This is a genomic window from Xanthobacter versatilis (genome assembly GCF_043193975.1).
GTDB lineage: Bacteria > Pseudomonadota > Alphaproteobacteria > Rhizobiales > Xanthobacteraceae > Xanthobacter > Xanthobacter autotrophicus_E.
This window is the reverse complement of the sequence record NZ_JBAFVB010000009.1, coordinates 164,299-188,976: the sequence shown is the minus strand read 5'-3', so window position 1 is coordinate 188,976 and position 24,678 is coordinate 164,299. Positions and strand designations below refer to the sequence as shown.

Here is a 24,678-nt window from a genome sequence, read left to right as displayed (position 1 = left end):
GCCGATGGGACTGTGGCCCCCTACCAACCCTCCCCCGCGAGCGGGAGAGGGCTTCCGGCGTTCAGATGGCGACAGCCTTTGGCGCATCCGCCAGCGCGCCCGCCACCTTGGGCCGCAACCCCAGCAGGTGGCAGATGGCGTAGACGAGGTCGGCGCGGTTCAGCGTATAGAAATGGATATCGGTGACACCGCGATCAACGAGGTCCGTCACCTGCTCGGCGGCCACGGCGGCGGCGATGAGCTTGCGAGTCTCCACGTCGTCGTCGAGCCCCTCGAACCGCCGCAGCAGCCAGGCCGGCACGCTGGCGCCGGTGCGGGTAGCAAAGCTGGAGGCCTGCTTGAAGTTGGTCACCGGCAGGATGCCCGGCACGATGGGAATGTCGATGCCCCGCGCCCGCACCTTGTCCAGATAGCGGAAATACACGTCGTTCTCGAAGAAGAACTGGGTGATGGCGCGGGTGGCGCCCGCATCCACCTTGGCCTTCAGGACATCAATGTCGGCATCAAGGCTCGCACTCTCCGGGTGCTTTTCCGGATAGGCGGAGACCGACACCTCGAAATCGCCGATGCGCTTGATGCCGGCCACGAGGTCATTGGCATAGGCATAGCCGCCGGGATGGGGCTCATAGCGCGTGCCCACCCCGGTCACCGGATCGCCGCGCAGGGCCACGATATGCTTCACGCCCGCCTGGCCATAGGCGCGCACCACGGCGTCGATCTCGTCCCGGGTCGCGGCCACGCACGTGAGGTGGGCGGCAGGGGCAAGGTCGGTCTCCTTGGCGATGCGCTCCACGGTGGCGTGGGTGCGCTCGCGGGTGGAGCCGCCGGCGCCGTAGGTGACCGAGACGAAATCAGGCGACAGCGGCGCGAGGCGGGCGATGGACGACCACAGGGTCTTTTCCATCTCCGGCGACTTCGGCGGGAAGAACTCGAAGGAGACCTTCACCGGCGGCCGGTCCATCTCCCGGCTCGCCCGGATCGGGGCGGGAGCAAGGGCGGGCGTGGTCATCAGGCAATCTCCCTGTCGGCAAGGTCGGCCTCGGCCATGAGCACGCGCGGGTCGCGCGCCAGCCAGAGCGAAACGGTGAGCCCGTCCCCCGCCTTGCCGTCGGGCGCGAGGGTGCGGAAAGTGACGAGGTCCAGCCCCGCGTCGGCGAGCCAGCCCTCCACCGTCTCGCGCGGGAAGCCGAGATGGCGGTGGGCATGGGCGTCGCGCAGGAACTCCAGGCCATGGGGGGCGAAATCCACCACCAGCAGCCTGCCGCCGGGACGCAGCACCCGCGCCGCCTCCTTCAGGGCGCGGCCGCCGTCGTCGAGATAATGCAGCACCTGATGCACGATCACCGCATCGAACGAATCGCGCGGCGCCGGCACCGCATAGATGTCGCTCTGGCGCAGCAGGCAGTGGCGGATGCCGGCCCGCTCCAGATTGGTGCGGGCGACGCCCAGCATATCCGGAGACAGGTCTATGCCCATGCCGCGCTCGATATCGGGCGCGAACACCTCCAGCATGCGGCCGGTGCCGGTGCCGAGATCCAGCAGCGAGCGGATGGGCGCGGCGCCCAGCGCCTGCCGCACCGCAGCTTCCACCGCCGCCTCGGGCACATGGAGCCGGCGAATCTCGTCCCATTCACGGGCGTGGGCGGCAAAATAGGCCTGCGCCGCCGCCGCGCGCGCCGCACGCACGGACACAAGGCGCGCCCGGTCGCCCACCAGCACCGGATCGTCGCGATCCAGCAGCGCCAGAAGCGCGGTGCCGATTCGGCCGCCCGCCCCATCCGCCGCCCGGCGATAGAAGATCCAGCTCGCCTCCCGGTGCCGCTCCACCAGCCCGGCCTCGGCCAGCAGCTTGAGATGGCGCGAGATGCGCGGCTGCGACTGGCCCAGGATCTCGGTGAGGTCCGAGACCGTCAGCTCCGCCTCGCCCAGCACCGCGATCAGGCGCAGGCGCGTATCCTCGCCCGCCGCCTTCAGGCTTTCGAGCACGGCGGGGAACGACAGCGACGGACCGATCTTCGGATTTGACATAAAGATATCTTTATATCCTAACGTCGCCACATTCAAGCGCCTCCGCTGGCCCGCGACGCAACGGTTGCGCACGCTGCCCCAGCCATGCTGATCACGATCAGCGGCGCTGCGCGAAGCGTTGTTGCGCCTGCACAACGGTGGGCATACACGCTTTTGTCACAGATCGGCGGAGGTGAGGGAGCGCCCGGCTCTTCCGTACGGTATTACCGACGTGGCCTGCGAAATTTTCCGCGCCCCGTTTCCAATTTCGTCACGTTTCACGGTTAACCCTCTCACATGACCCTGCGCCACAAACTTCTCCTCGCCGCCTTCGGGGCATCGGTTCTCACCGCGCCGGCCTTCGGCCAGCCCGCCAACGGCACGAGCTACAGCCTGCCCGCCAACGGGGCGGACGAAGAGGACGCCGGCACGCTGCCGCCCGGCTCCGTGGGGGGCTATGGCGCGCCGCCGCCCGGCTATTCTGATCCCTATGCCCGCCAGGCGCCCGTGCGTCACGACCAGTTGGAGCGCACCGAGCTGCCGCCCCCCGGCCAGCAGTCGGCCCCGGCCTATGGCGCGCCCGCAGCGCAGCCTTATCCGCAGCAGGCCTACCCGCAGCAGGGCTATCCGCAGCCCGTGCAGCCGAACTATTCCGCCGCGCCGAGCGCCGTCGCCCCCCAGGGCGGCCCGCAGCCGGCCGCGGTCGTGCCCCAGGGCCAGGCTTACGGAAACCAGCCCTACGGCAACCAGGGCTACAGCCAGCAGACCTATGCCGCGCCCCAGGCCGGCGCGCCGCCGGCCGGTGTCTATGGCCAGCCGGCCCCCGCTGCCTATGAGCCTCCGGCGCAGGCCACCTATGGCGGCTCCGGCCGTGGCGCGGTGGACCAGGACGCGATTTACGCCAGCATCAATGCCGGCCCGCCGCCCGCCGGCGCCTATGCGCCCAACGCCGCCGTGGTGCCCGGCACCACCGAGGCGCCGTCTGGCCCGCGCATCGAGAACGTGGACCCCACCGAGCCGGTGCCGGAGCGTTTCCGCCGCCAGACCGTGGACTATGTGACCACCCAGCCGGCCGGCACCATCATCATCGATACGCCCAACACCTACCTCTATTACGTGGTGGGCGGCGGCAAGGCGATCCGCTACGGCATCGGCGTGGGCCGCGAGGGCTTTACCTGGTCCGGCACCCAGAAGATCTCCCGCAAGGCGGAATGGCCCGACTGGCGTCCCCCGTCCGAGATGATCCAGCGCCAGCCCTACCTGCCGCGCTTCATGGCCGGCGGCCCGGGCAACCCCATGGGCGCCCGCGCGCTCTATCTGGGCAGCACCGAATACCGCATCCACGGCACCAACGAGCCCCAGACCATCGGCAAGTTCGTGTCGTCCGGCTGCTTCCGCCTGCTGAACGCCGACATCGAGGACCTGTTCGACCGCGCCGGCGTGGGCACCAAGGTGGTGATCCTGCCGAAGACCGGCACGCCGCAGGCCAATGCCGGCGCCCCTGCCCCGGTCTCCACCGCGTCCGCCGGCAAGCCCGTGGTTCCGGCCCAGCGCTGATCCTTCAAACCCGGTCGGCGCCCTGCGCCGGCCGGGTTTTCCCGTCTTCCAGCCTGCCTTCGCTCGCTCGCCACACGCCCGGGCATGCCCCGTTTGGGATGCCTCTCCGGTCTCAATCCGGACCGACGCGATGACGGCGATCCCTGAGCCCGCCCCATCGGCTCTGTTCCAGCCCACCTCCCGCTCCAGACCGCCCCGGCGCGCGAATCGCGCGAGTGCCCGTCACGCGGGTGCCCACCTTGGCCGCGCCCGGTCAGTTCCAGCTCACCGCAGCCCGCGATGAACCGGGTGGCGACGGATAAGAGCCTGTGCGCCTTTCCCGTCCCAAACTCTTCCTCCAAGCCCTTGCACGATGAGCGGCCCGCTCTTGCGCGCCGCCATCGCGGCAATGGATTGCACCCCAACTCCGGCACACCCCGCGCTGTGAGCGGTCGGTTCCTGCTGTATGATTGCAGCGGGTGGAACGACTCATCCCAACCGGCGAGGGCGCCATGCCCATCGCATCCGGAGACGGCAAAATGACAATGCCTGCGCAAACTCCCGCATCCACGGTCACCGACCAGCTCCACGCCGTGCGCGCCAGCTGGGGCTGGTTCGCGGTGCTGGGCATCGCCTTCATCGTGCTCGGGTTCGTGGCCCTCGCCCATGTGCTCGCCTCCACCGTCGTGACGGTGCTGTGGGTCGGCGCGCTGGTTCTCGTGGGCGGCGTGGTCCAGGTCATCCACGCCTTCCGGGTCCAGGGCTGGGGCCGGTTCTTCTACTGGCTGCTGGCCGGCGTGCTCTATGTGGTGGCCGGCGGCCTCATGATCAACAACCCTCTGCTCGGCGCCGGCGTCCTGACCCTGATGATCGGCGTGGCGCTGGCGGTGGAAGGCATCTTCCGCATCTTCGCCGGCGTCGGCTCCCGTCCCGCCAAGGGCTGGGGCTTCATCGTGGTGTCGGGCATCGTCACCCTGCTGCTGGGCGCCATCATCATCGCCCGCTGGCCGGTGAACTCGCTCTACATCCTTGGCCTGTTCCTTGGCGTCGACCTCATCGTCAACGGCGTCGGCACGCTCATGTTCGGCCTCGCCCTGCGCGAGAAGAACTGAGGCGGCGAGCTTCCTCCGCCCGGACACCGGGCGGAGCCGCGCTGAGGACGTCCTCCCGCCCGGCTGCGGCGGGGGGCGGTAGCCGCGACCGGGCAGGGAGGACTGTCCCGGGGGGCGCCGGGACACCGTGATCCACCGGGCGCGGCGGATCCGACCGGATCCGGCGCCAGGTGGAAAGTTCATTCGGCTGGCTGCGGCATGGCCGCCGGGGCGGGTTCGTCGTCCGTGACCTTCACGCGGAACCAGGTGGCGTAGAGCGCCGGCACCACCAGCAGGGTGAGCACGGTTGCCACCAGAAGGCCGCCCATGATGGTCACCGCCATGGGGCCCCAGAACACGCTCTCCGCCAGCGGGATCATGCCCAGCACCGCCGCCAGCGCGGTGAGCACCACCGGCCGCGCTCGGCGGACCGTCGCATCCACGATCGCGCGGTGGGGGGTGTGGCCGTCGCGGATGTCGTGGTCGATCTGGTCCACCAGGATCACCGTGTTGCGCATGATCATGCCAGCCAGCGCGATCAGCCCAAGCAGCGCCACGAAGCCGAACGGCTTGTGGGCGATGAGCAGCCCGCCCGCCGCGCCGATCAGGCCGAGCGGCGCCGTGGCCAGTACCAGCGCGAGGCGCGAGAAGCTCTGCAGCTGGATCATCAGCAGCGTCAGCATCACGATGATCATCACCGGGAACACCGCCGCCAGCGACGCATTGGCCTTGGCGCTCTCCTCGATGGAGCCGCCGGTCTCGATGCGATAGCCGGGCGCAAGCTCCGCCTTGATGGCGGCGAGCTTGGGCAGGATGCGGGTGGTCACGTCCGGCGGCTGCACCCCGTCCCGCACGTCGCCGCGCACGGTGAGCACCAGGTCACGGTCGCGCCGCCAGAGGATGGGCTCCTCATGGGCATAGGCGATGCGCGCCACCTGTCCCAGTGGCACGGCAAGCCCGTTGCGGGTGGTCACCGTGAGGGCGGCGAGGTGTTCGAGGTCCAGGCGCTCTTCGGGCACCGCACGGGCCACCACGTCGATGAGCAGATTGCCCTCGCGGTGCTGGGTCACGGTGTAGCCGGAGAGCAGGGTCTGGAGGGTCTCGGCAAGATCGCGTGGGGTGGTGCCGAGGGCGCGGGCGCGGTCCTGGTCCACGGCGAGGGTGATGGACTTGACCTGCTCGCCCCAATTCAGGTGCGGGTCGATCATGTCCTTGTCCGCGGCCATCACCACGCGCACCTTCTCGGCGATATCGCGCACCGCGATGGGGTCCGGTCCCACCACGCGAAACTGCACCGGGAAGCCGACCGGCGGGCCGAACACGAAGCGGTCGACGCGCACCCGCGCTTCAGAGAGCGCGCCGTCGGCGATGGCGGTGTCGAGCCGCGCCTTGAGCCGCTCGCGAGCCTCGATGTCCTTCGCCACGATGACGATCTGCGCAAAATTCGGGTTGGGCAGCACCGGGTTGAGGCCGAGCCAGAAGCGCGGCGCGCCGCGGCCCACGTAAGTGGTCGCCGTCGCCACGTCGGCATCGTCGCCGATCAGGGCTTCGGCCTTCTTCGCCGTGGCCTCGGTGACGGTGATGGACGTGCCCTCGGGCAGGCGCATCTCCAGGAACAGCTCGGGCCGGGTCGAGGTGGGGAAGAACTGCTGCTGCACATGGCCAAAGGCGACGATGGCGCCGGCGAACATCGCCACGGTGGCGCCGATCACCAGGAACCGGTGCCGCAGGCACGCCTCCAGCACCCGGCGGAAGGCACGGTAGAGGCGGCCGTCGTGCATCTCGTGGTGGGCGCCCTTCTTCATGTCGGGCAAAAGCACCGTGCCGAGATAGGGCGTGAAGATCACCGCCACGAACCACGAGGCGATGAGAGCGAATCCCACCACCCAGAAGATGCCGCCGGCATATTCGCCGGAGGAGGATTTGGCGAAGCCCACGGGCAGGAAGCCGGCGGCGGTCACCAGCGTGCCGGTCAGCATGGGGAAGGCGGTGGAGGTCCAGGCGAAGGTGGCCGCGCGCATGCGGTCCCAGCCCTCCTCCATTTTCACCACCATCATCTCGATGGCGATGATGGCATCGTCCACCAGAAGGCCCAGCGCGATGATGAGCGCGCCCAGGGTGATGCGGTGCAGATCCATGCCGGCGGCGAACATCACCAGGAACACGATGGCCAGCACCAGCGGCACCGACAGCGCCACCACGATGCCGGTGCGGAAACCAAGCGACAGGAAGCTCACCACCAGCACGATGACGAGGGCTTCCACGAAGGTCTTCAGGAACTCGCCCACCGATTCGCCGACGATGTGGGGCTGGTCGGCCACCTGGGTCACGTCGATGCCCACGGGCAGCTCGGCGGTGGCTTCCGCCATGGCCGCCTTCAGCTCGGTGCCGAGGGTGAGGATGTTGGTGCCCGCCGCCATGGACACGCCGATGCCGATGGCCGGGCGGCCATGCTGGCGCACCAGGAACGAGGGCGGATCTTCGTAGCCGCGCTTGACGGTTGCGATGTCGCCGAGGCGCACCAGCGACCCGTTCACCGCCACCGGGACCTCGGCGATCGCCTCCACGCCGCTGAAGGCGCCGGTGAGGCGCAGGTTGATGCGGTCGGAGCGGGTATCCACCGCGCCACCCGCCACCACAGCATTCTGCCGGGCGACGCTGTCGAACACCTGCGCCGGAGTGACGCCCAGGTTGGCGAGGCGGGCGTGGGAGAATTCGATATAGATGCGCTCGGGCCGCTCGCCGATGAGGTCGACCTTCTCCACATCCTTCACCCGCAGCAGGCGCTGGCGGATGATCTCGGCCTGCCGCTTCAGTTCGGCCGGGGCGGCGCCCTCCCCGCTCAGCATGTAGAGAGCGGAATAGACATCGCCATATTCGTCGTCGAAGCCGGGACCGATAACGCCCGCCGGCAGGTCGCCGCGCATGTCGGCGACTTTCTTGCGCACCTGGTACCAGAGGTCCTTCACCTCCCGAGCCGGGGTGGAATCCGCCAGGAAGATCTGCACGAAGGAGACGCCGGGGCGGGAATAGCTCTCCACCCGGTCGAGGTGCGGCAGGGATTGCAGTTTCTTCTCGATGGGGTCGGCCACCTGGGCTTGCATTTCAGAGGCGGTGGCTCCCGGCCACGCCGCCTGCACCACCATGACCTTGATGGTGAAGGAGGGATCCTCGGCCCGGCCGAGGTTGAGGTAGGAATAGGCACCCGCCGCCGCCAGCAGCAGGATGGCGAACAGGGTCAAAGCGCGGTGGGTGATGGCCCAGCGCGACAGGTTGAAGCCGGAGCCGGCGTCATCCGGCGCGCTCCCGGGAGGCTGGTGGGCGGAAGGCTGAGTGGCGGGGGGCTTGTCAGCAGCGCTCACGGCCGGATCTCCTTGAGGCCGGCGGCGGCCATGTCGGTGGAGCCGGGGAGCTTGGCGGTGCGCACCTTCTGGCCCGGCAGCAGCGTCTGCACGCCCAGCGTCACCACCTCATCTCCGGGCGCGACGCCGGCGGCCACCAGCACCTGGTCCTCCGTATAGGCGGCGATGGTGACCGGCCGGGCGGCCAGGGTATGGCTCGCCCCGTCCACCACGAACACCTGCGGGCCATGGCCCCGATCAATGACGGCGGACAACGGCAGCCGCGCCACCGCCTGCTGGTCCTTGGGGCGCAGGGTGACGGTGGCGGTCATGCCAAGGGCGACGCTGGCGTCCGCCCCATCGAGGGTGAAGCGGGCGGGATAGGTGCGCGAGGTGGCATCGGCCTGGGGCGAAAGCTCGCGCAGGTGGGCGGGAATGCGCCGGCCGGGTTCCGCCCACAGGGTCACGAAGGCGTCGGCAGCGCGGGCATCGGCCAGCGCCGTCTCGGGCAGGGAGACCACGGCCTCCTTCTCATCGAGCCGCGCCACGCGGACGATGGTCTGGCCGGAGGACACCACCTGCCCCGGCTCGGCGGCAGTGGCCACCACCACGCCGGCGGCATCGGCCACCAGTTCGGCGTAGGAGAGCCGGTTCTCGGCCAGCTCCAGCGATCGCTTGGCCCGCTCTATGCGCCCTACCGCCTCTTCCTTGGCGAGGGCCTTGCGGTCGAGGTCGGCGGCCGAGGAATAGCCCTTTGCCGTGAGCGAGCGGTAGCGGCCGTCCTCGGCGGAGGTCTGGTTGAGGTTGGCGGTGGCAGCGGCAAGCTCGGCGCGCGCGCTTTCCAGTTCGAGCCGCAGGTCTTCGGGATCCATGCGGGCCACCACGTCGCCCGGCGCCACGAGGTCGCCCACCTCCACCTTCCGCTGCACCATCTTGCCGCCCACGCGGAAGGCGAGGTCGATCTCCCGCCGCGCCCGGACCACGCCGACGAAGGTCTTCTCGGTCTCGCGCGGCTTGAAGGCCACGGTGGTAACCTGCACCGGCCGGGCCACCACCTGAGGCGCATCCGCCTCGGTTTGGGCCGGGGCGGACTCTCCGCAGGCAGCCAGAAGGACGGCGACGGCTCCGAGGGAAGAGGCGAGAAGGCCTGCACGCAAAAGGCGCGGCGAACCGGAAGGCAGACGGGAGTCGGGGGCAGCGACGGGCATGGCACAGTCCTGTCAAATGTCGAGTAACAGCTCAACGCTGACGAAATTCATCTTTCATCACTTTTAAGGCGCACGAAGGCGCGCGGATCACCCCCATTCAGGGGAGTGGGGTCCGCTCCACCTCGATGCTCCGCAGAATAAAGCGGAGGCTGGCCCGCAAGCCGGCCTCCAGATCCTCGTCGATATGCTGAACCACCAGCACCGGGTGGCAATAGCGCACGCAGGCGCCGAGAATGATCTGGCTCACCATCGCCGGATTGTGGGGCACGAAAACACCGCTCTCGATGCCCTCGGCCAGCACCTTGGCGACCATGCCGCCAATGCGCGCCTTGTGGGCCTCGATGGCATCCCAATTGTTCTCCATGGCCACCAGCACCATGTCGTGCACACGGCGCTCCTCAAGGAAATTCTCCTTGTGGTAGCGCAGGATGGTCACATAGCCCTCGATGATGCGCTCCTGCGGGGTCCCCTCCCCCGCGAGCACGGCGGCGATCTGGGCCTCGTTCTCAAGCAGGGTGCGGGTGCAGATGGTGGCGACGATAGCGGTCTTGGACGGGAAGAAGCGATAGACGTTGGCGGCCGACATGCCGAGCTCGGCGGCGATGTCCGCCACCGCGGTCTTGGCGAAACCCATGCGGCGGAACAGCTCCTCCGCCGTCCGCGCGATGCGCTCGCGGGTCTCGTCCGCCGTCTCCTTCACCCGGATGTTCAAGGCCATCTCCATCAGAACTGATAAATATCGTAAATCATCAGCCATCGAATTCCAAGAGCTGATGAAAACGCCCGATGGAAAATTCCGGCGTGCCTGTCGGAGGGCACGCAGCGCTTGCGTCCTCAGGAGGAGAGCGGTCGGGGCCGCGGGCGCGAGGGAGGAACAAATGGCGCAAACTGTGCTGGTGCTGGTGGGAACCAGGAAGGGGGCCTTCATCCTCGAAAGCGACGGGGGCCGCAGCGCATGGACCCTGCGCGGCCCCTATTGCGACACCTGGCCCATGAACCATGTGATCGGCGATCCGGCCACGGGACAGATCTATGCGGGCGGCGGCAACGAATGGTTCGGCCCCGCCGTTTGGCAATCGGACGATCTCGGCGCCTCCTGGCGCCATTCCAGCCGGGGCCTTGCCTATGCCGAGGGCGAGACACCGGTGAAGACCGTGTGGAGCCTCGCCCCTGGATCCGGCGGCACGCTCTATGCCGGGGTGGAGCCGGCCGGCCTGTTCCGCTCCGACGATGGCGGGGAAAGCTTCACCCACCTGGACGGGCTCCAGCAGCACCCCTCCCGCACCGAATGGAATCCGGGCGGGGCCGGGCTGATTCTGCATTCGCTCGTTCTGGACCCTGAAGATCCGGAGGGGGTGTGGGTGGGCATCTCCGCCGCCGGCGTGTTCCACAGCGCCGATGGCGGCAAGACCTGGAGCGCGCGCAATCGCGGCACCCGCGCCGACTTCCTGCCCGAAGGCCAGAATTATCCCGAGCACGGCCAGTGCGTGCATTGCGTGGTGAAGGCGCCGGGCATGCGGCATCGGCTCTACCAGCAGAATCATTGCGGCATGTACCGCTCCGATGATGGCGGGACGAGCTGGACCAGCATCGAGCAGGGCCTGCCCTCCAGCTTCGGCTTTCCCGCCGCCGCCCATCCCCGCGACCCGGACACGCTCTTTCTGGTGCCGCTGAACGGCGACACCGCGGGCCGCTTCATGCCCGACGCCAAGGCCGCCGTCTGGCGCACCCGCGACGGCGGCACGAGCTGGACTGCCCTGCGCGCGGGCCTGCCGCAGCAGAACGCTTTTTTCAACGTGCTGCGCCAGGCCATGGCCACCGATACGCTGGAGCCGGCGGGCGTCTATTTCGGCACCGGCTCGGGCGAGCTGTATGTAAGCGCGGACGAGGGCGATAGCTGGAGCCGCATCGCCGAGCACCTGCCGGCGATCTCCTCGGTGGAGACCCTCGTCGTGGAGGCCTGAGCATGCCTGCCGATCCGCAAGCGCCGGCCCGCGCCCCCGTACGGGTGCGGCTGCCGGCCCATCTGGTGCGGCTGTTCCCGGATGGCGAGACGCTGGTGGAGGTAGCGGCCGGCGATGTCCGGCAGCTGATGGATGCGCTGGACGCACGCTGGCCCGGCATGCGCGGCCGGCTCTGCGACGAGCGCCCGGCCATCCGCCGGCACATCAACGTGTTCGTGGACGGCCGCCGGGCGCGGCTCGACACCCCGCTCGCGCCCGGGGCGGATGTCTTCATCCTCACCGCCATCAGCGGCGGCTGAGGCCCGCGCCCCGCGGCGGCGGATAAATGATTAAGATTCAGTTAATTATTGTCGATTGTTGAGGCGGAGACTCAAGCTCGTCCCAGCCTCCGGCTCCAGGACCCTCCCTGCTCGGGCGCAGACGCCTGAGCGGGGAGGATCGTTTTATTTTCAATAGGGTAAACGAACTACTTCACGCGCCCGTCGGCGATCAGGCAGCCGGGCGGGAAAGGCGCACCGGCAAGCGCCGCCGCCACGCATTGCGCGGAAATGAGGTTGCCGCGGGCCAGCGCCTCCTCGCTCGATCCCGCCGCATGGGCAGTGGCCACCACGTCCTCTCGCGCGGCCAGGGCCTCTGCGAGGGGGTGCAGGGCTTCATCCGCCTCCGCCTCGAACACGTCGAGGCCGGCGCCCGCGATCTCGCCGGCCTCCAGCGCGGCAAGAAGAGCCGCGTCGTCGATTAGGCCGCCGCGCGAGGTATTCACCACCACCGCGCCACGCTTCATGGCCTTCAGCGTCGCCGCATTGATGACGTGGCGGGTTTCCGGAACCAGCGGGGCGTGGAGGCTCACCACGTCGCTGCGCGCGATTAGCTCGTCCAGCGCCACGAAGGTGACGCCCGCCGCCTCGGGATCCGGCGTGCGCGAGGTGACCAACACGGTTACATCGAAGCCGGACAGGCGGCGCGCCACCTGGCGGCCGATACGGCCGAAGCCGATGAGGCCCACCGTCTTGCCGGTGAGGTCGGCGCCGACCAGCACCCGCCAGTCGCCCCGCGCGATGGCGGCCTGGCTTGCCTTCAGGCGGCGCAGCACTGCGAGCGTGAGGGCGATGGTGTGGTCCGCCACCGCCGGATCGTTGGCCCCGGCAGCGATGGTCACCACGCGTCCGAGATCGCGCGCCGCATCCACGTCCACCCGGTCATAGCCGACACCCCTCCGGGCGATCACCTTCAGCTGCGGGTGGGCGGCCAGCACGTCCCGGGTCACCGCCCGCTGGCCGACGATCCAGCCGGCCGCACCCTCCAGCAGGGCGTTGAGATCGGCATCCGGAATGTTGGAATCAAGCGCGTCGCCGGGCAGGCCGGAGGGCACCACCTCGAAGCCCTGGGCCTCCAGGAAGCGGGTGGCGGCATCGTCGAACAGGCGGGTGGTGATCAGAATCTTGGGGCGGGAAGCTGGCAACGGAGCGGACCTTTCAGGCGGAGGGCCCCCTCTCCTCTCCTTCCGCGCCGCCAAGATCAACCCCGCTAAGATCAACCCACACATGCAAAAGGCGGCACCATCGGCACCGCCTTGAAGGGATGGGGGCGAAACCGGTTCGCCCCCGAAGCCCGCCGGCCCGGCGGGCTTTATTCAGGCAACCTTCTTCAGGCGGCCTGAGCCGATCCCACGGCCCCCTCGATGCTTTTCGGCGCCTCGGCGCCTGCAGCGGTGGCGATGGGGATGACACGGGGCTTCTTGGCCTCGGGAATGCTGCGCACAAGATCCACGTGCAGCAGGCCATTCTCAAGGGCGGCACCCTTCACCTCCACATGGTCGGCGAGCTGGAAGCGGCGCTCGAAGGCACGCGCCGCGATGCCGCGATACAGCATCTGGCCGGCCTCGGTGGATTCAACCGCTTTCTTCTCGCCCTTGAGGGTGAGGGTATTTTCCTTCACCTCGATGCCCAGCTCGGCCTCGGTGAAGCCCGCCACGGCAACGGTGATGCGATAGGCATTCTCGCCGGTTCGCTCGATGTTGTAGGGCGGGTATGTGGGTGCCGCATCCACGCCACCGACGGAATCGAGCAGCGAGAACAGCCGGTCGAAGCCAACGGTGTTGCGATACAGCGGAGACAGATCAAACGTGCGCATGGCATATCCTCCTTTGAAGCGACATGCAGGACCCTCCGAAGCCGGGTCCGGTTCCGGCGCCGCCACGAGTGCCCGGCGCCTGTGGGGGATGTGGGGAGGCCATTTTCGGGCGTCAAGAGGCGCCCGGCACAGGTCGTTTTCCTGAACGCCGGATGAACGGTGGCGTCGGATTTCGTTCAAACGCCGCCGGTAAACTTGTGACCCTACGTGACGCTCCATCCGCCAGGCGGCGGAAAGGGAGGAGCAGGCGATGCGCGCCGGCCCGGCTGCCATTTCAGCCTTCCTGTTCGCCCTGTTGGCGCTGACGGCGCCGCCGGTGGCCGCCCAGTGCACGCTCGACGAGCGACAGAAGCACGATCTCGCCCACGACCCCGCCTCCCTTCTCGACGCGGCGCGGGCGAAAGCCGGCGAGACCGAGCGCGGCACCGCTGGCGCGACCGCCAACGCGGTCGCCGACCTGAGCACTGACTTGCGCGACGATTTGGGCAGTCCAGGGTTGGCCGGCATGAGCCTGGCCGGCGCCGCGCCGGGGCAAGGGGAGGCAAACGGCGCCGGCGCGCCCGGCCTCCGTCTCAACCCCGTTGCGGAGGCGTTCGCCGCCCATGCCGCCTCCCCGCTTGCCCGCAGCCGCCCCGATCCCTACCGGCCCTACCAGAGCCGCCCGCCCGGTGCGCCGCTGCTGAAATCCGACGAGGTGGCAGCCAACCTGAAGGCCCGTGGTTTCGTCGACGTGAGCGGCGTGCGCCAGCGCGGGCGCAGCTTCCTCGCCGAAGCCACCGGGCCACGCGGCGAACGGGTCCGCCTGGTGCTGGATGCGGACAGCGGCGAGATCAACGGCATGCAGGTGATCGGCTTCCGTCCCGCCACGCCATAGGGGCGGCCGGCGAAGGCCGCGATTGTGAAGGCTCGCCCGAGCGTGTAACCCTCGCGCACCGATCCGGGCCGGGCCTTCCGGCCTGCGACGAAGCAGAGCCCGCCGAAGCCGCGCATGACATTGTTCGCCCTTCCGAACCATCCGGTGCCAGACGGCTGCGTCACCGGCGAACTCGTCGCCGAAGACGGCGTGAAGCTGCGGTTTGCCCGCTGGGCGCCCGAGAGCGGCAGCGTGAAGGGCACCGTCGCCCTGTTTGGCGGGCGCTGTGAATTCATCGAGAAATATTTCGAGGTGGTGCGCGAGCTGCGTTCCCGCGGCTTTGCCGTGGCGATGGTGGACTGGCGCGGCCAGGGCGGCTCCCAGCGCCTGCTGCGCAACCGGTTGAAGGGGCACGTGCCCCGCTTCTCGGACTATCTGCTGGACCTCGAGGTGTTTGCCCGCGAGGTGATGCTACCCGATTGCCCGCCGCCCCACTTCGCGCTGGGCCATTCCATGGGCGGCACCATCCTTTTGTCCTCGGTGCTGGACGGCCAGCGCTGGTTCGACCGCATGGTGCTCACCGCCCCCATGCTGGGACTGGATGCGGTGCCGTTCGAGGACTTCGTTCGCCCGCTGTCGTCGCTGCTCGCCCATATGGGCTTCGCCCGCGCCTATGTGCCCGGCGGTCACGGCAGGACGATCTCGCGCATGCGGTTCGAAGGCAATCTCCTGACCTCGGACCGCGCGCGGTTCGAGCGCACCCAGGCCCTCGTCAAAGCCTTCCCGGAGCTGGACCTCGGCGCGCCGACCGTGGGCTGGCTCGCAGGCGCGGAGGCCCTCATGGCAGAGCTGACGCATCCGGACACCATTAGCCGCATCCGTCAGCCCCTGCTCATCATCGCCGCCGGGGGCGAGCGGCTGGTGTCGAACAAGGCCATCGAGCATTTCTCGGCCCGGCTCATCGCCGGCGCCCATGTGGTGGTGCCGGCCAGCCGCCACGAGCTGATGATGGAGAAGGACATCTTCCGCGCCCAGTTCTGGGCCGCGTTCGATGCCTTCATCCCCGGCACGCCGATCCTGTGAGCGGCCACGCCCTCAGGCCGTGAGGAGACGCAACGCCTCCAGATTTCACGCAGTGAGCAGGCGCAACGCCTCCTCGTGAACCTTGCGGCTGCCCGCCGCCACCACGCGCCCGCCGTGCACCGGCGAGCCGCCTTCCCAGCTGGTGACGATGCCCCCCGCCCCCTCGATGATGGGGACCAGGGCGATGATGTCATGGTCCTTCAGCTCGGTCTCGATGACGAGATCCACCAGCCCCGCCGCCACCATGCAATAGGCATAGCAATCGCCGCCGTAGCGGGAGAGGCGCGCGCGCTCCTCCACGGTCTCGAAGGCGGCCCGGTCGGCGGTGTTCATCAGGCGCGGGCTGGTGGTGAAGAGGATGGCATCCTCAAGCCGCCCGCAATCGCGCGCCGACAGGATGCGCTCGCCCGCCGGGCCCCGGTAGCGCGCCACGCCGCCATCGCCGAAGAAGCGCTCGCCGATGAAGGGCTGGTGCATCATGCCGTAGACCGGATCGCCGTCCTTCAGCAGGCCGATGAGCGTTCCCCACGCCGGCAGGCCGGCGATGAAGGACTTGGTGCCGTCGATGGGATCCAGCGCCCAGACATAAGGCGCATCGCCGGCCACGTTGTCGAATTCCTCGCCGATGATGCCATGGGCCGGGAAGGTGTCGCGGATGAGCCTACGCATGGCCTGCTCGGCGGCGCGGTCCGCCTCGGTGACCGGATCAAAGCCCCGGCCGGCGCCTTTGTCCTCGACGCCGAGGGCGGTGCGGAAGAAGGGCAGGATGGCCTCGCCGGAAACGGTCGCGAGCTTGTGGACGAATGCGTCGAAATCGACGGCGGTCATGACGGCTCCGCAGAATGAAAGCGATGGGCGAGCCCCGCACCAGGCACCGGCGAGCGGCGCCGGGATTGCGGCGGTCGGCGCCAAAAAGCGCGGGGCCACAAAAACGCACAGCCCAAAAAGCGCAACGAAAAAAGCGCGTGCCCGCCCCTGCCAGGGGAAAAGACCACCTTCGCAGTGCGCCGTCGCGGATTCGCCCTGCCGTTGGGCGAACAGCAGGCATCATATTCGTGCAGTCGCGCACCAAATAGGCAGCCGACCAACAAAGCGCTGCAAACGAATGGTTTTAATTAGTCTCAGGCTGCCCAAACAATCCGCCGGCCATGGCCTTGATACAAGGGGGGCGCGGGAGCATATTGGTGCAGCGCGGCAATGCTTGTTGCAGTGCCGCTGCCCTCCTTGGGCGTTTCCTCCCTAGACTTGGACCGCTCCGGCAACGTGAGCGGTCCCTTTCTTTTTGGGCCCGCCCTGCACAGGAAGGCCTTTTTCCGGGATCCCCGACCCGGGGCTTTGGGACTGGCGCTTCTGGCGAGCGCCTTTAGGCGGAAACATCCGGGCTGCGGAGCGGCCCTCGGGGTCGCGCCAACTGCCAAAGCCAACCGCCGCGCTTCCTACTCCCACCCATCGCATCGCGCCGGCCTGTTTGCTCGCAGGAGCAACCATGGAGGGTTTGGCGCCCCTCCACCGTCCCTGCCGTAGCGCCGGACTGATCGATTGCGACTCGAGGCGAAGGGGCTCGAAGGAAAGCTCCCGGCAAAAATTTCGCCCGTGCCTATCCAAACACCTGCGCAAGCGCGCGCAGCGGCGCTCCACAACTCCCCAAAAATCAAAGGCTTATCGCGACTTCTGAGGCTGCGACAAAAGGGGACTTGATTTATGGCACCGCACTAGGCTATTTGTGCACTGCGACATGGCGATTGGCGTCGCTCTGTCGCTGCCCTCCTTGGGCGTTTCCTCCCTAGACTTGGGCCGTTCGCTCACGCGGACGGCCCCTTTCTTTTTGGGCCTGCCGGATCCGCAAATCATGCGCCGGAAGCCTCAACGACCGTCTAGCAGGCTTGCGGGAGGCGATCTGTTGCCGCCTTCTCCCCCATCAAATACCATTCCGACACCAACGCATCCGCGTTGATGTCCGCAACCGGTATAATGATGCTCAAACCATCAGCCGTGGGGAATTGGTAGCCGTGCCATACGAAAAACGCAAGGCACCAGTTTAAAAAATGCAATGCTCGCTCACTCGGCCGCCGCGCGCGATGGCGCCAGCCGATCGGTGACGGCGGCAAACAGCTCCGGCAGCAGCGCGGCGATGTCGGAACGGACCTGCTCGAATCCCGCATGCCGCTCATAGGCAGCCTCGTCCATATAGAGGCTGCGGTTGAGTTCGATCTGCACCGCGTGCAGGCCGGCGGTGGGATTGCCGTAATGCTCGGTGATGTAGCCCCCGGCGTAGGGCTTGTTGCGCACCACCCTGTAGCCGCGCGCGGTCAGGCCCGCCTCGATGGCCTCGGTCACGATCTCGCTGCAGCTGGTGCCGTAGCGGTCCCCGATGACGAAATCGGCACGCGCCGCATCGTCGCGATTGGAGGCGGACGGCATGGAATGGCAATCCACCAGCACCGCTAGGCCCCACTGGCGCTGCACCCGGCCGATGAGCCGGCGCAGGGCCTGATGGTACGGCTTGTAATAGGTCTCGATCCGCTCCAGCGCCTCGCTCACGGCAAGGCGGCGCGGATAGATCTCCTGCGCATCCCCCACCACCCGCGCGATGGTGCCGAGCCCGCCGGACACGCGGATGGACCGCGTATTGGCAAAGGGCGGCAACCGTCCGTCGAACATGCGCGGGTCCAGCTCATAGGGCTCGCGATTGAGGTCGAGGAAGGAGCGCGGGAACAGCGCCCGCATCAGCGGCGCCCCCTCCGACACCGCGTGGACGAACAATTCGTCCACGAAGGTATCCTCCGAGCGCCGAAGCGTGGCAAAGTCGAGCCGGGTCTGCGCGACGAAGCTGCGCGGGTAGATCCGCCCGGAGTGCGGGGAATTGAAAACGAACGGCGCGGCTGTGCCGACCGGCGCGAGCACCTCGAAGGCGGGGTCTATGGCGTCGGCGAGGCAGGCGGTCATCAGGAACCCAATGGATTGGAATCGTTCCAGAAAGATCCCCCGGACCGAGCCTCATGATGGCCCGGCCGGCGGCCACTTGTGAAGAGGGGTCGCGACCTTCACTTCGAATTTACCCGATTGGGTCAGACAAGACATATGGCCCCCGGCCCCGCACCGGGGAAGGACCGATCACGACATCAGGGGAAGTGGCGTGCCCAAGATCCTGCTCGCCGAAGATGACAACGACATGCGGCGCTTTCTTGTGAAGGCGCTTCAGAACGCGGGCTATTCCGTCGCCTCGTGCGACAATGGAAGGTCCGCCTATGAGCGCATGCGCGAGGAACCCTTCGAGCTTCTGCTCACCGACATCGTCATGCCCGAGATGGACGGCATCGAACTCGCCCGCCGGGCGACCGAGCTCGATCCCGACCTCAAGGTCATGTTCATCACCGGCTTCGCCGCCGTGGCGCTGAATGCCGACAACGAGGCGCCCAGCGAGGCGAAGGTGCTGTCCAAGCCCTTCCACCTGCGCGATCTCGTCTCCGAGGTGGGAAAGATGTTGGCAGCCGCCTGATCCGCACTCAGGGGCCTTGCCTCCGGCGAAACCGGCCGATATAGAGGCGGCTCCTGCGAGGGGGCGCGTAGCTCAGCGGGAGAGCACTACGTTGACATCGTAGGGGTCACAGGTTCGATCCCTGTCGCGCCCACCATCCCTCACAATGACCTTGCGAAGAATTCGTCGGGTCTCCGGCATGGCCGGAGACCGACAGGGACGAAGACACGGCGCGATGATGCGGCGTTTGCTTCGGGAACCTGCACTTTCCCGACCCGCGGCGGAAAAATCCGCCCCTCTCCCCGGATGTCCGAATCACCTTCGGCCGCCTTCACGCATCCAGCCGCCGGCACAGCGAAACCGCAAAGGCCAGCGGCCGATGAAGCGCGCTCACCGGCCCAACTGGATCTGCACCTTGCAAATCAAAGGCTTGGCTCGACCCGGTCGAACCAAGCCGGCATCACTTCACCAGCAACAGAAGCAGCTTCTGGCCGGCGGGGGCATCCAGTTCCTGCGCCGTGAGCTTGCCGTCCTTGTTGGCATCGGCCGCCTTGAAGCGGGCGCGGACCACCGCCAGAAATTCGTCCAGCTCCAGCGTCTGGTCGGCATCCTTGTTGATGGCCTTCCAGTCGGCATCTGTGAGCCGGCCCTTGGTCTCGTCCTTCTCGAGGGTGGTGTCGCCATCGGGATTAATGGCCACGAACAGCTTGCTGCCGAGGTCGATCACCTCGACGAGTTCGAGGGTATCGTCGCCGTCCTTGTTGAGCAGCGCGAGGGCGTCCTTGCCGGAAGTCGCCGCCGAGGCGGACGCCATCGCGCCGAGCGAGATGAAGCCGGTCAGCGCCGCAGCGGCTCCCAGGCGAAACAGCGAGCGCAACATGGAACGTCTCCTTTTTGTGGGCCGACCTAGCGGAAGGTCTGGTATCAGGCGGCTGTATCCTTCCGCTGCGGCGGCCGCAACACAAGGCCGCATTATGGGGTCGCCGCCATTCTGCATTGCACGGCGCGCCCCGGTCCGCGCGAGGCCGGCTCTTTCCGATCGCCGCGGCACCCGCACCGCACCTTGCCCCACGCCACACCCGCGAGATCGGCACCTCCGGAGTGTTCGATCAAGCGCCGCCGGCCATCCGGCACCGCCGCCGCTGCGTATGGATCTGGCCGGGCCTGAAGCGCCGCATCGGCACCCAACCGATTGACGCGCGGGCGCGCAGGCGCCATCTCGCCGGGACATCTTCGAGGAACCCATGACCGCCAACGTGCCCGCGTTCTCCCCCGACACGACGCACCTGCCCCCCGACCACCCGAAAGTGGCCTTCGGCCGCATCGGCGTGCTCATCGTCAATCTCGGCACGCCGGAGGCCACCGACTACTGGTCCATGCGGGCGTACCTGAAGGAATTCCTCTCCGACCCGCGGGTGATCGAGGTGAACCGCGCCGTGTGGTGGTTCGTCCTCAACGCCATCATCCTCACCAAGCGGCCCGGCCCCAAGGGTCGCGACTATGCCAGCATCTGGAACAAGGAACGCAACGAGGGTCCGCTGAAGACCATCACCCGCGACCAGGCGGAACAGCTTGCGGCGCAGCTCTCGGGCCTTGATTCGCGCATCGTGGTGGATTTCGCCATGCGCTACGGCAAGCCGCCCATCGCCGAGCGCCTCGCCGCGCTCCAGGCCCAGGGCTGCGAGCGCATCCTGCTGGTGCCGCTCTATCCGCAATATTCCGCCGCCACCTCCGCCACCGTCTGCGACAAGGCCTTCGATGCGCTGAAAGCCATGCGCTGGCAGCCGACCCTGCGCGTCGCCCCGCCCTGGCACGACGATCCCGTCTATATCGATGCGCTGGCCACATCGCTGGAGCGGCATCTGGCGGCCCTCGATTTCGAGCCCGAGGTGATCCTCGCCTCGTTCCACGGGGTGCCGAAATCCTACCTGCTGAAGGGTGATCCCTACCACTGCCAGTGCGCCAAGACCGCCCGCCTGCTGCGCGCGCGCCTCGACCTTGACGACAAGCGCTTCCGCCTCACCTTCCAGTCGCGCTTCGGCCGCGATGAATGGCTGCGCCCCTACACCGACGCGACGGTGAAAGCGCTGGCGGAAAGCGGGGTGAAGCGGCTCGCCGTGGTCAATCCCGGCTTCGTCGCCGACTGCCTGGAGACGCTGGAGGAGATCGGGGTGGAGAACCGCGAGATCTTCGAGCACCACGGCGGCGAGAAATTCGCCGCCATCCCCTGCCTCAATGCCAACGCCGAGGGCATGCGCGTGCTCGCCCACGTGGTGGAGCGGGAGTTGAAGGGCTGGGTGGGGTAGGCAGCCACCACACTGTAAGAAATTTCCACGGGGATGAGCATTTTTTCAGCGGAGCAGGAGCCAAACCGCTTCCACTCCGCTAAAAGGCGCGCAACCCCATGGAAGGACGAAAATGAGCGAGATCACCCTGCGGCGCGCCTGCCTGGCGCAGGTCCGCGAAATGGCGCAGCGCAGCGAAATCGTTTACGTCCCGGCGGGATCGCGTTGCATCGGTGCCCGGCGCACTGGCCCCATGCAGAAGATCGACCCCCGCGCGCTGATTTCCCGCAAGACCAGCCGCAAGGCCTGAGAGCCCTACTCCCCCGCAGGCTCCACCTTGCCGGCTTCCCAGCCGAGTATGGCGCGCTTGCGGGTCAGGCCCCAGTGGTAGCCGGTGAGGTCGCCGCTCTTGCCGATGACGCGGTGGCACGGCACCACGAAGGAAATGGGGTTCTTGCCCACCGCCGCGCCCACCGCGCGCGCCGCCTTCGGCCGGCCCACGTGCTCGGCGATGGTGGAATAGGTGGTGGCAAGGCCCATGGGGATGCGCAGCAGCGTCTCCCAAACCTTGATCTCGAAATCCGTGCCGATGAACACGATCCGCAGTGGCTGGTCGCCCTGCCAGGACGTGGGATCGAAAATGCGCGCTACCAAAGGGGCGGTGGCGGCGGGGTCTTCCACATAGGTGGCGTTGGGCCAGCGGGCGCGCATGTCGGCCAGCGCCGCGGCCTCCTCCCCCACGTCGGCGAAGGCGAGGCCGCACAGGCCGCGCGGCGTGGACATGGCCAGCGCCAGCCCGAACGGCGAGGGATGGAAGCCGAAGCGCACCACCAGCCCCGCCCCGCCGGTCTTCCACTCCCCCGGCGACATGGCCTCGTGCACCACGAACAGGTCGTGCAGCCGGCCGGGGCCGGACAGGCCCAGCTCGAAGGCCGCATCCAGCACGTTGGGGCATTCGGAGACGATGCGGCGGGCGCGGTCGAGGGTCACCGCCTGCAGGAAGGCCTTGGGGGTCAGCCCGCACCAGCGGCGGAACAGGTCCGTGAGCGCGCGGGCGGAGACGCCGGCGGCAGCGGCGATCTCCTCCACCTCCGGCTGCTGGCGCACATGGCGGGAAATATACTCCACTGCCCGCCGCACCACGTCATAGTCGCGGGCGGCGATGGCGAGCGGGGTGGCCGGCGTCGCGGTCATCCGGCCTCCGGAAGCGGACAGGTCGAGGGCGGGGCAATCGAGCGCCAGCACGGGGCATCTCCTTCAGGTCGAGCGTGGCCCATCTGACCAGAGCCGACAAGCCGCGCCCACCCGATTTCACCGCCCCGGGCCGGACCCCGGCCCACCTATCACACCGGGTCGCGCTTGATCGCCAGCGGACCGAAGGACTGCTGGGAGGACATGGACTGGATGCGGTTGATGTTCACATGCCGCGGCAGGGTGCAGGCGAAGAACACCTGCTCGGCGATGTCCTCGCCGGTCATGGGGGTGGCGCCGGCATAGACCTTGTCGGCCCGCTCCTTGTCGCCGCCGAAGCGGACCATGGAGAACTCGGTCTCGGTGAGGCCGGGCTCGATGTTGGTGACGCGCACGCCGGTGCCGGCCACGTCCGCCCACACGTTCAGCGAGAACTGCTTCACGAAGGCCTTGGTGGCGCCGTAGACGTTGGCGCCGGGATAGGAATAGTCGCCGGCGATGGAGCCGGTGAAAACCAGGTGGCCCTGCTTGCGCTCGATCATGGCCGGCAGGCTTGCCCGCACGGTCACCAGAAGGCCGGTGATGTTGGTGTCCACCATGGTCTTCCACTCCTCCAGATCCGCCGCATAGGCGGGCTCGAGGCCGAGGGCGAGGCCGGCATTGGCAAACACCACGTTGTAGGCGTTGAACGGTGCCGGCAGGCTGGCGAAGGCCTCGAAGGTGGCCTTCTCGTCGCGCACGTCCAGCACCAGCGGGTGGATGAGGTCACCGAACTCGGCCTTCAGCGCCTCCAGCCGCTCCGCCCGGCGGCCCACCGCCACCACCCGCGCGCCGGCGCTGGCGAAGCGGCGCACCGTCGCCGCGCCGATGCCGGAGGTGGCGCCGGTGACAAGAAGGGTCAGGGTGCTGGGATCGAGCATAGACATGGGCAGGCTCCGGCAAGCGAAGGGAGAGAAGAATCTGGCAAAAAGGTAGGGGCCTGCTGATTAACCCGCCTTAACCATCGCGTCCATCTGCCACCCGCTAACGGTACTATAGTGAGTCCATGGCCTTGGTGCTGCCATGTTCTGCCGAAAGGGTGCCCGCTGTCTCAGCCGGCAACGGAGTTGATCTCCGGGCTGGCTGTGATCCGAACGTTGATGGCGGCCTTCCGGGCTTTCCGCAGGTAGCGGAGGCTTGGAAGAGGCGCTAGGGTTTGCGGGCACGTCCGGAGTGCGTTGAATGAAGGTGGTTCAGGTATCGGCGGCCCTGTCGCTGACCCTTGGTGCATTGGCACTCGGCGGTTGCAGCACAGAGCTCGACGGCTTCGGGGCGAAGCCGTCCGCCGTGGCGAGCAATCGGGTTCTGACGGCGCCCACCGGATCGGTGGAGAGCGCGCCGGCGCCCGCGAACGTCTCGGCCTCCACGGCGGAGACCGCGACTGGCGCCATCACGCCGCGTTCCACCGCGTCCAACGTGCCGCTGACCCCGCCCGCGGCCAATCCCGGCGGCACCGCCTATGCGGCGAGCCCCGCCCAGGGCCAGCTGTCCGGCGCCTGGACTTTCGCCTGGGATGACGGGCGCAATTCCTGCCCGCTGCGCCTGAGCACCGACCGCGGCCTTTCCGGGCTCTCCGCCCAGGCCGACGTGTCCTGCCCCAGTGAGATCTTCATGACCAAGGGCTGGGACATGATGGGCTCGGATATCGTGCTGCAGAACCATCAGGGCAAGGTCACCGCCCGGCTCCAGCCGTCCGGCCCCAACCGCTATGTTGGCCTCATCTCCGAGAGCAACCAGCCCGTCACACTCAGCCGGTGATTCTCGACCGGTAATTTTCGGCCTTCGGTATCACCCGCCGACGGGGGTCTTCTCCCGTTCGCCGAAGCGCTCCTCGAACACCAGATCCTCCAGCGCCAGACGCTTGCGCCAGCCGGTGCGCTCCAGGTCGGGCTTGTGCGCGAAATGGTCCACATAGCCCATGCACAGCAGCGCGATGGGCACGATGGCATCGGGAATGGCAAGGATGCGGTGCAGGTCCGCCAGGGCGAGGATCGAGACCCAACCCACCCCGAGATTTTCCGCCCGCGCCGCTAGCCAGATGTTCTGGACCGCGCAGACGGTGGAATAGATGTCCATCTCGCTCTGGTGGGTGCGCCCGAGCACCACCGGGCCCGCCCGCTCGCGCTCGCAGGTGACGCACAACAGCAGCGGCGCCTCGCGCAGGCCTTCAAGCTTGAGCGAGCGGTAAAGCTCCGCCCGCTCGCCCTCGAACATGGCGGCGGCCTCCGCATTGGCGCGGGTGAAGGCGGCGTGCAGCGCCTCCTTGGTGGCGATCTCGCGGATGACGATGAAGTTCCACGGCTGCAGGAACCCCACCGAGGGCGCCGCATGACCCGCCGCCAGCACGCGGGCGAGCACATCGGGCGGCACCGGATCGGGAAGGAAATTGCGCCGCACGTCCCGCCGCTCGCGGATGCAGCGGTAGATGGCGGCGCGCTCTTCCGGCGAGAAGCTGTCTTCCTCCATCAT

The 24,678-nt window shown here is 68.1% G+C and carries 23 protein-coding genes and 1 tRNA gene; 11 read left to right on the top strand and 13 right to left on the bottom strand.

Annotated features, from left to right (window positions below; all coding sequences use genetic code 11):
* Positions 1-61 precede the first annotated feature (61 nt).
* Both metF and V5F66_RS17355 read right to left on the bottom strand, forming a co-directional pair.
* Positions 62-1,009: a methylenetetrahydrofolate reductase [NAD(P)H] gene (metF, locus tag V5F66_RS17360; protein WP_394051817.1), complete on the bottom strand. Its 948-nt coding sequence runs from the start codon at positions 1,007-1,009 to the stop codon at positions 62-64.
* The gene (locus V5F66_RS17355) at positions 1,009-2,028 is read right to left on the bottom strand and encodes an ArsR/SmtB family transcription factor (RefSeq protein ID WP_394051819.1); all 1,020 of its coding nucleotides are present in this window, start codon (positions 2,026-2,028) and stop codon (positions 1,009-1,011) included. The genes metF and V5F66_RS17355 overlap by 1 nt, the downstream gene beginning before the upstream one ends.
* 276 nt (positions 2,029-2,304) lie before the next feature.
* Here V5F66_RS17355 and V5F66_RS17350 point away from each other — a divergent pair, with 276 nt between their 5' ends.
* Together V5F66_RS17350 and V5F66_RS17345 are read left to right on the top strand one after the other, a co-directional pair.
* Complete coding sequence (locus V5F66_RS17350) at positions 2,305-3,564, top strand: L,D-transpeptidase family protein (protein ID WP_012114820.1); 1,260 nt, start codon at positions 2,305-2,307, stop codon at positions 3,562-3,564.
* Positions 3,565-4,082: 518 nt separating this feature from the next.
* The gene (locus V5F66_RS17345) at positions 4,083-4,655 is read left to right on the top strand and encodes an HdeD family acid-resistance protein (RefSeq protein ID WP_012114819.1); all 573 of its coding nucleotides are present in this window, start codon (positions 4,083-4,085) and stop codon (positions 4,653-4,655) included.
* Between the two features lie 179 nt (positions 4,656-4,834).
* On the opposite strand, the gene V5F66_RS17340 is transcribed toward V5F66_RS17345, so the two are convergent.
* The 3 genes from V5F66_RS17340 to V5F66_RS17330 all read right to left on the bottom strand — a co-directional run bounded on the left by V5F66_RS17340 (position 4,835) and on the right by V5F66_RS17330 (position 9,895).
* A complete protein-coding gene (locus V5F66_RS17340) occupies positions 4,835-7,906 on the bottom strand; it encodes an efflux RND transporter permease subunit (protein WP_041577039.1) in 3,072 nt (1,023 codons plus the stop codon).
* 86 nt (positions 7,907-7,992) lie between these two features.
* On the bottom strand, positions 7,993-9,015 hold the full coding sequence (locus tag V5F66_RS17335; RefSeq protein WP_394094360.1) for an efflux RND transporter periplasmic adaptor subunit: 1,023 nt from the start codon (positions 9,013-9,015) through the stop codon (positions 7,993-7,995).
* A gap of 265 nt (positions 9,016-9,280) precedes the next feature.
* Positions 9,281-9,895, bottom strand: coding sequence for a TetR/AcrR family transcriptional regulator (locus V5F66_RS17330; protein WP_012114816.1), 615 nt, complete (start codon positions 9,893-9,895; stop codon positions 9,281-9,283).
* Between the two features lie 166 nt (positions 9,896-10,061).
* Between V5F66_RS17330 and V5F66_RS17325 the strand changes: the two genes are divergently transcribed.
* Together V5F66_RS17325 and V5F66_RS17320 are read left to right on the top strand one after the other, a co-directional pair.
* The gene (locus V5F66_RS17325) at positions 10,062-11,147 is read left to right on the top strand and encodes a WD40/YVTN/BNR-like repeat-containing protein (protein WP_394094359.1); all 1,086 of its coding nucleotides are present in this window, start codon (positions 10,062-10,064) and stop codon (positions 11,145-11,147) included.
* A gap of 2 nt (positions 11,148-11,149) precedes the next feature.
* Complete coding sequence (locus V5F66_RS17320) at positions 11,150-11,446, top strand: MoaD/ThiS family protein (protein ID WP_394094358.1); 297 nt, start codon at positions 11,150-11,152, stop codon at positions 11,444-11,446.
* 167 nt (positions 11,447-11,613) lie between these two features.
* Here the strand turns inward: V5F66_RS17320 and V5F66_RS17315 are convergent, their stop codons facing one another.
* A complete protein-coding gene (locus V5F66_RS17315; RefSeq protein WP_394094357.1) occupies positions 11,614-12,609 on the bottom strand; it encodes a phosphoglycerate dehydrogenase in 996 nt (331 codons plus the stop codon).
* Positions 12,610-12,794: 185 nt separating this feature from the next.
* Complete coding sequence (locus tag V5F66_RS17310; protein WP_012114812.1) at positions 12,795-13,280, bottom strand: Hsp20 family protein; 486 nt, start codon at positions 13,278-13,280, stop codon at positions 12,795-12,797.
* A 250-nt stretch (positions 13,281-13,530) separates the two neighbouring features.
* Between V5F66_RS17310 and V5F66_RS17305 the strand changes: the two genes are divergently transcribed.
* Both V5F66_RS17305 and V5F66_RS17300 read left to right on the top strand, forming a co-directional pair.
* The gene (locus V5F66_RS17305; RefSeq protein WP_394094356.1) at positions 13,531-14,154 is read left to right on the top strand and encodes a hypothetical protein; all 624 of its coding nucleotides are present in this window, start codon (positions 13,531-13,533) and stop codon (positions 14,152-14,154) included.
* Between the two features lie 114 nt (positions 14,155-14,268).
* A complete protein-coding gene (locus tag V5F66_RS17300) occupies positions 14,269-15,216 on the top strand; it encodes an alpha/beta fold hydrolase (RefSeq protein ID WP_012114810.1) in 948 nt (315 codons plus the stop codon).
* Positions 15,217-15,261: 45 nt separating this feature from the next.
* Here the strand turns inward: V5F66_RS17300 and hisN are convergent, their stop codons facing one another.
* Together hisN and V5F66_RS17290 are read right to left on the bottom strand one after the other, a co-directional pair.
* Entirely contained in the window at positions 15,262-16,044 is a 783-nt protein-coding gene (hisN, locus tag V5F66_RS17295) for a histidinol-phosphatase (protein WP_393999151.1), read from the bottom strand.
* 1,230 nt (positions 16,045-17,274) lie between these two features.
* Positions 17,275-18,162 (bottom strand): N-formylglutamate amidohydrolase, encoded by an 888-nt coding sequence (locus V5F66_RS17290; protein WP_012114808.1) that lies wholly within the window; start codon positions 18,160-18,162, stop codon positions 17,275-17,277.
* Positions 18,163-18,352: 190 nt separating this feature from the next.
* Here V5F66_RS17290 and cpdR point away from each other — a divergent pair, with 190 nt between their 5' ends.
* A complete protein-coding gene (cpdR, locus tag V5F66_RS17285; protein ID WP_012114807.1) occupies positions 18,353-18,715 on the top strand; it encodes a cell cycle two-component system response regulator CpdR in 363 nt (120 codons plus the stop codon).
* 61 nt (positions 18,716-18,776) lie between these two features.
* A tRNA-Val gene (locus tag V5F66_RS17280) sits at positions 18,777-18,851 on the top strand.
* 303 nt (positions 18,852-19,154) lie between these two features.
* Here V5F66_RS17280 and V5F66_RS17275 read toward each other — a convergent pair.
* Positions 19,155-19,574, bottom strand: coding sequence for an EF-hand domain-containing protein (locus V5F66_RS17275; protein ID WP_012114806.1), 420 nt, complete (start codon positions 19,572-19,574; stop codon positions 19,155-19,157).
* 364 nt (positions 19,575-19,938) lie between these two features.
* On the opposite strand from V5F66_RS17275, the gene hemH reads away from it, so the two are divergent.
* Entirely contained in the window at positions 19,939-21,000 is a 1,062-nt protein-coding gene (gene hemH, locus V5F66_RS17270; protein WP_012114805.1) for a ferrochelatase, read from the top strand.
* Positions 21,001-21,112: 112 nt separating this feature from the next.
* The gene (locus V5F66_RS17265; RefSeq protein ID WP_157048112.1) at positions 21,113-21,289 is read left to right on the top strand and encodes a hypothetical protein; all 177 of its coding nucleotides are present in this window, start codon (positions 21,113-21,115) and stop codon (positions 21,287-21,289) included.
* A gap of 5 nt (positions 21,290-21,294) precedes the next feature.
* Here the strand turns inward: V5F66_RS17265 and V5F66_RS17260 are convergent, their stop codons facing one another.
* A complete protein-coding gene (locus tag V5F66_RS17260; RefSeq protein ID WP_041577030.1) occupies positions 21,295-22,173 on the bottom strand; it encodes a methylated-DNA--[protein]-cysteine S-methyltransferase in 879 nt (292 codons plus the stop codon).
* A 149-nt stretch (positions 22,174-22,322) separates the two neighbouring features.
* Entirely contained in the window at positions 22,323-23,096 is a 774-nt protein-coding gene (locus tag V5F66_RS17255; RefSeq protein WP_012114803.1) for an SDR family NAD(P)-dependent oxidoreductase, read from the bottom strand.
* A gap of 295 nt (positions 23,097-23,391) precedes the next feature.
* Between V5F66_RS17255 and V5F66_RS17250 the strand changes: the two genes are divergently transcribed.
* Positions 23,392-23,967, top strand: a complete 576-nt coding sequence (locus V5F66_RS17250) for a protease inhibitor Inh/omp19 family protein (protein WP_394094355.1) — start codon at positions 23,392-23,394, stop codon at positions 23,965-23,967.
* Between the two features lie 30 nt (positions 23,968-23,997).
* On the opposite strand, the gene bluB is transcribed toward V5F66_RS17250, so the two are convergent.
* A complete protein-coding gene (gene bluB / locus V5F66_RS17245) occupies positions 23,998-24,678 on the bottom strand; it encodes a 5,6-dimethylbenzimidazole synthase (protein WP_394094354.1) in 681 nt (226 codons plus the stop codon).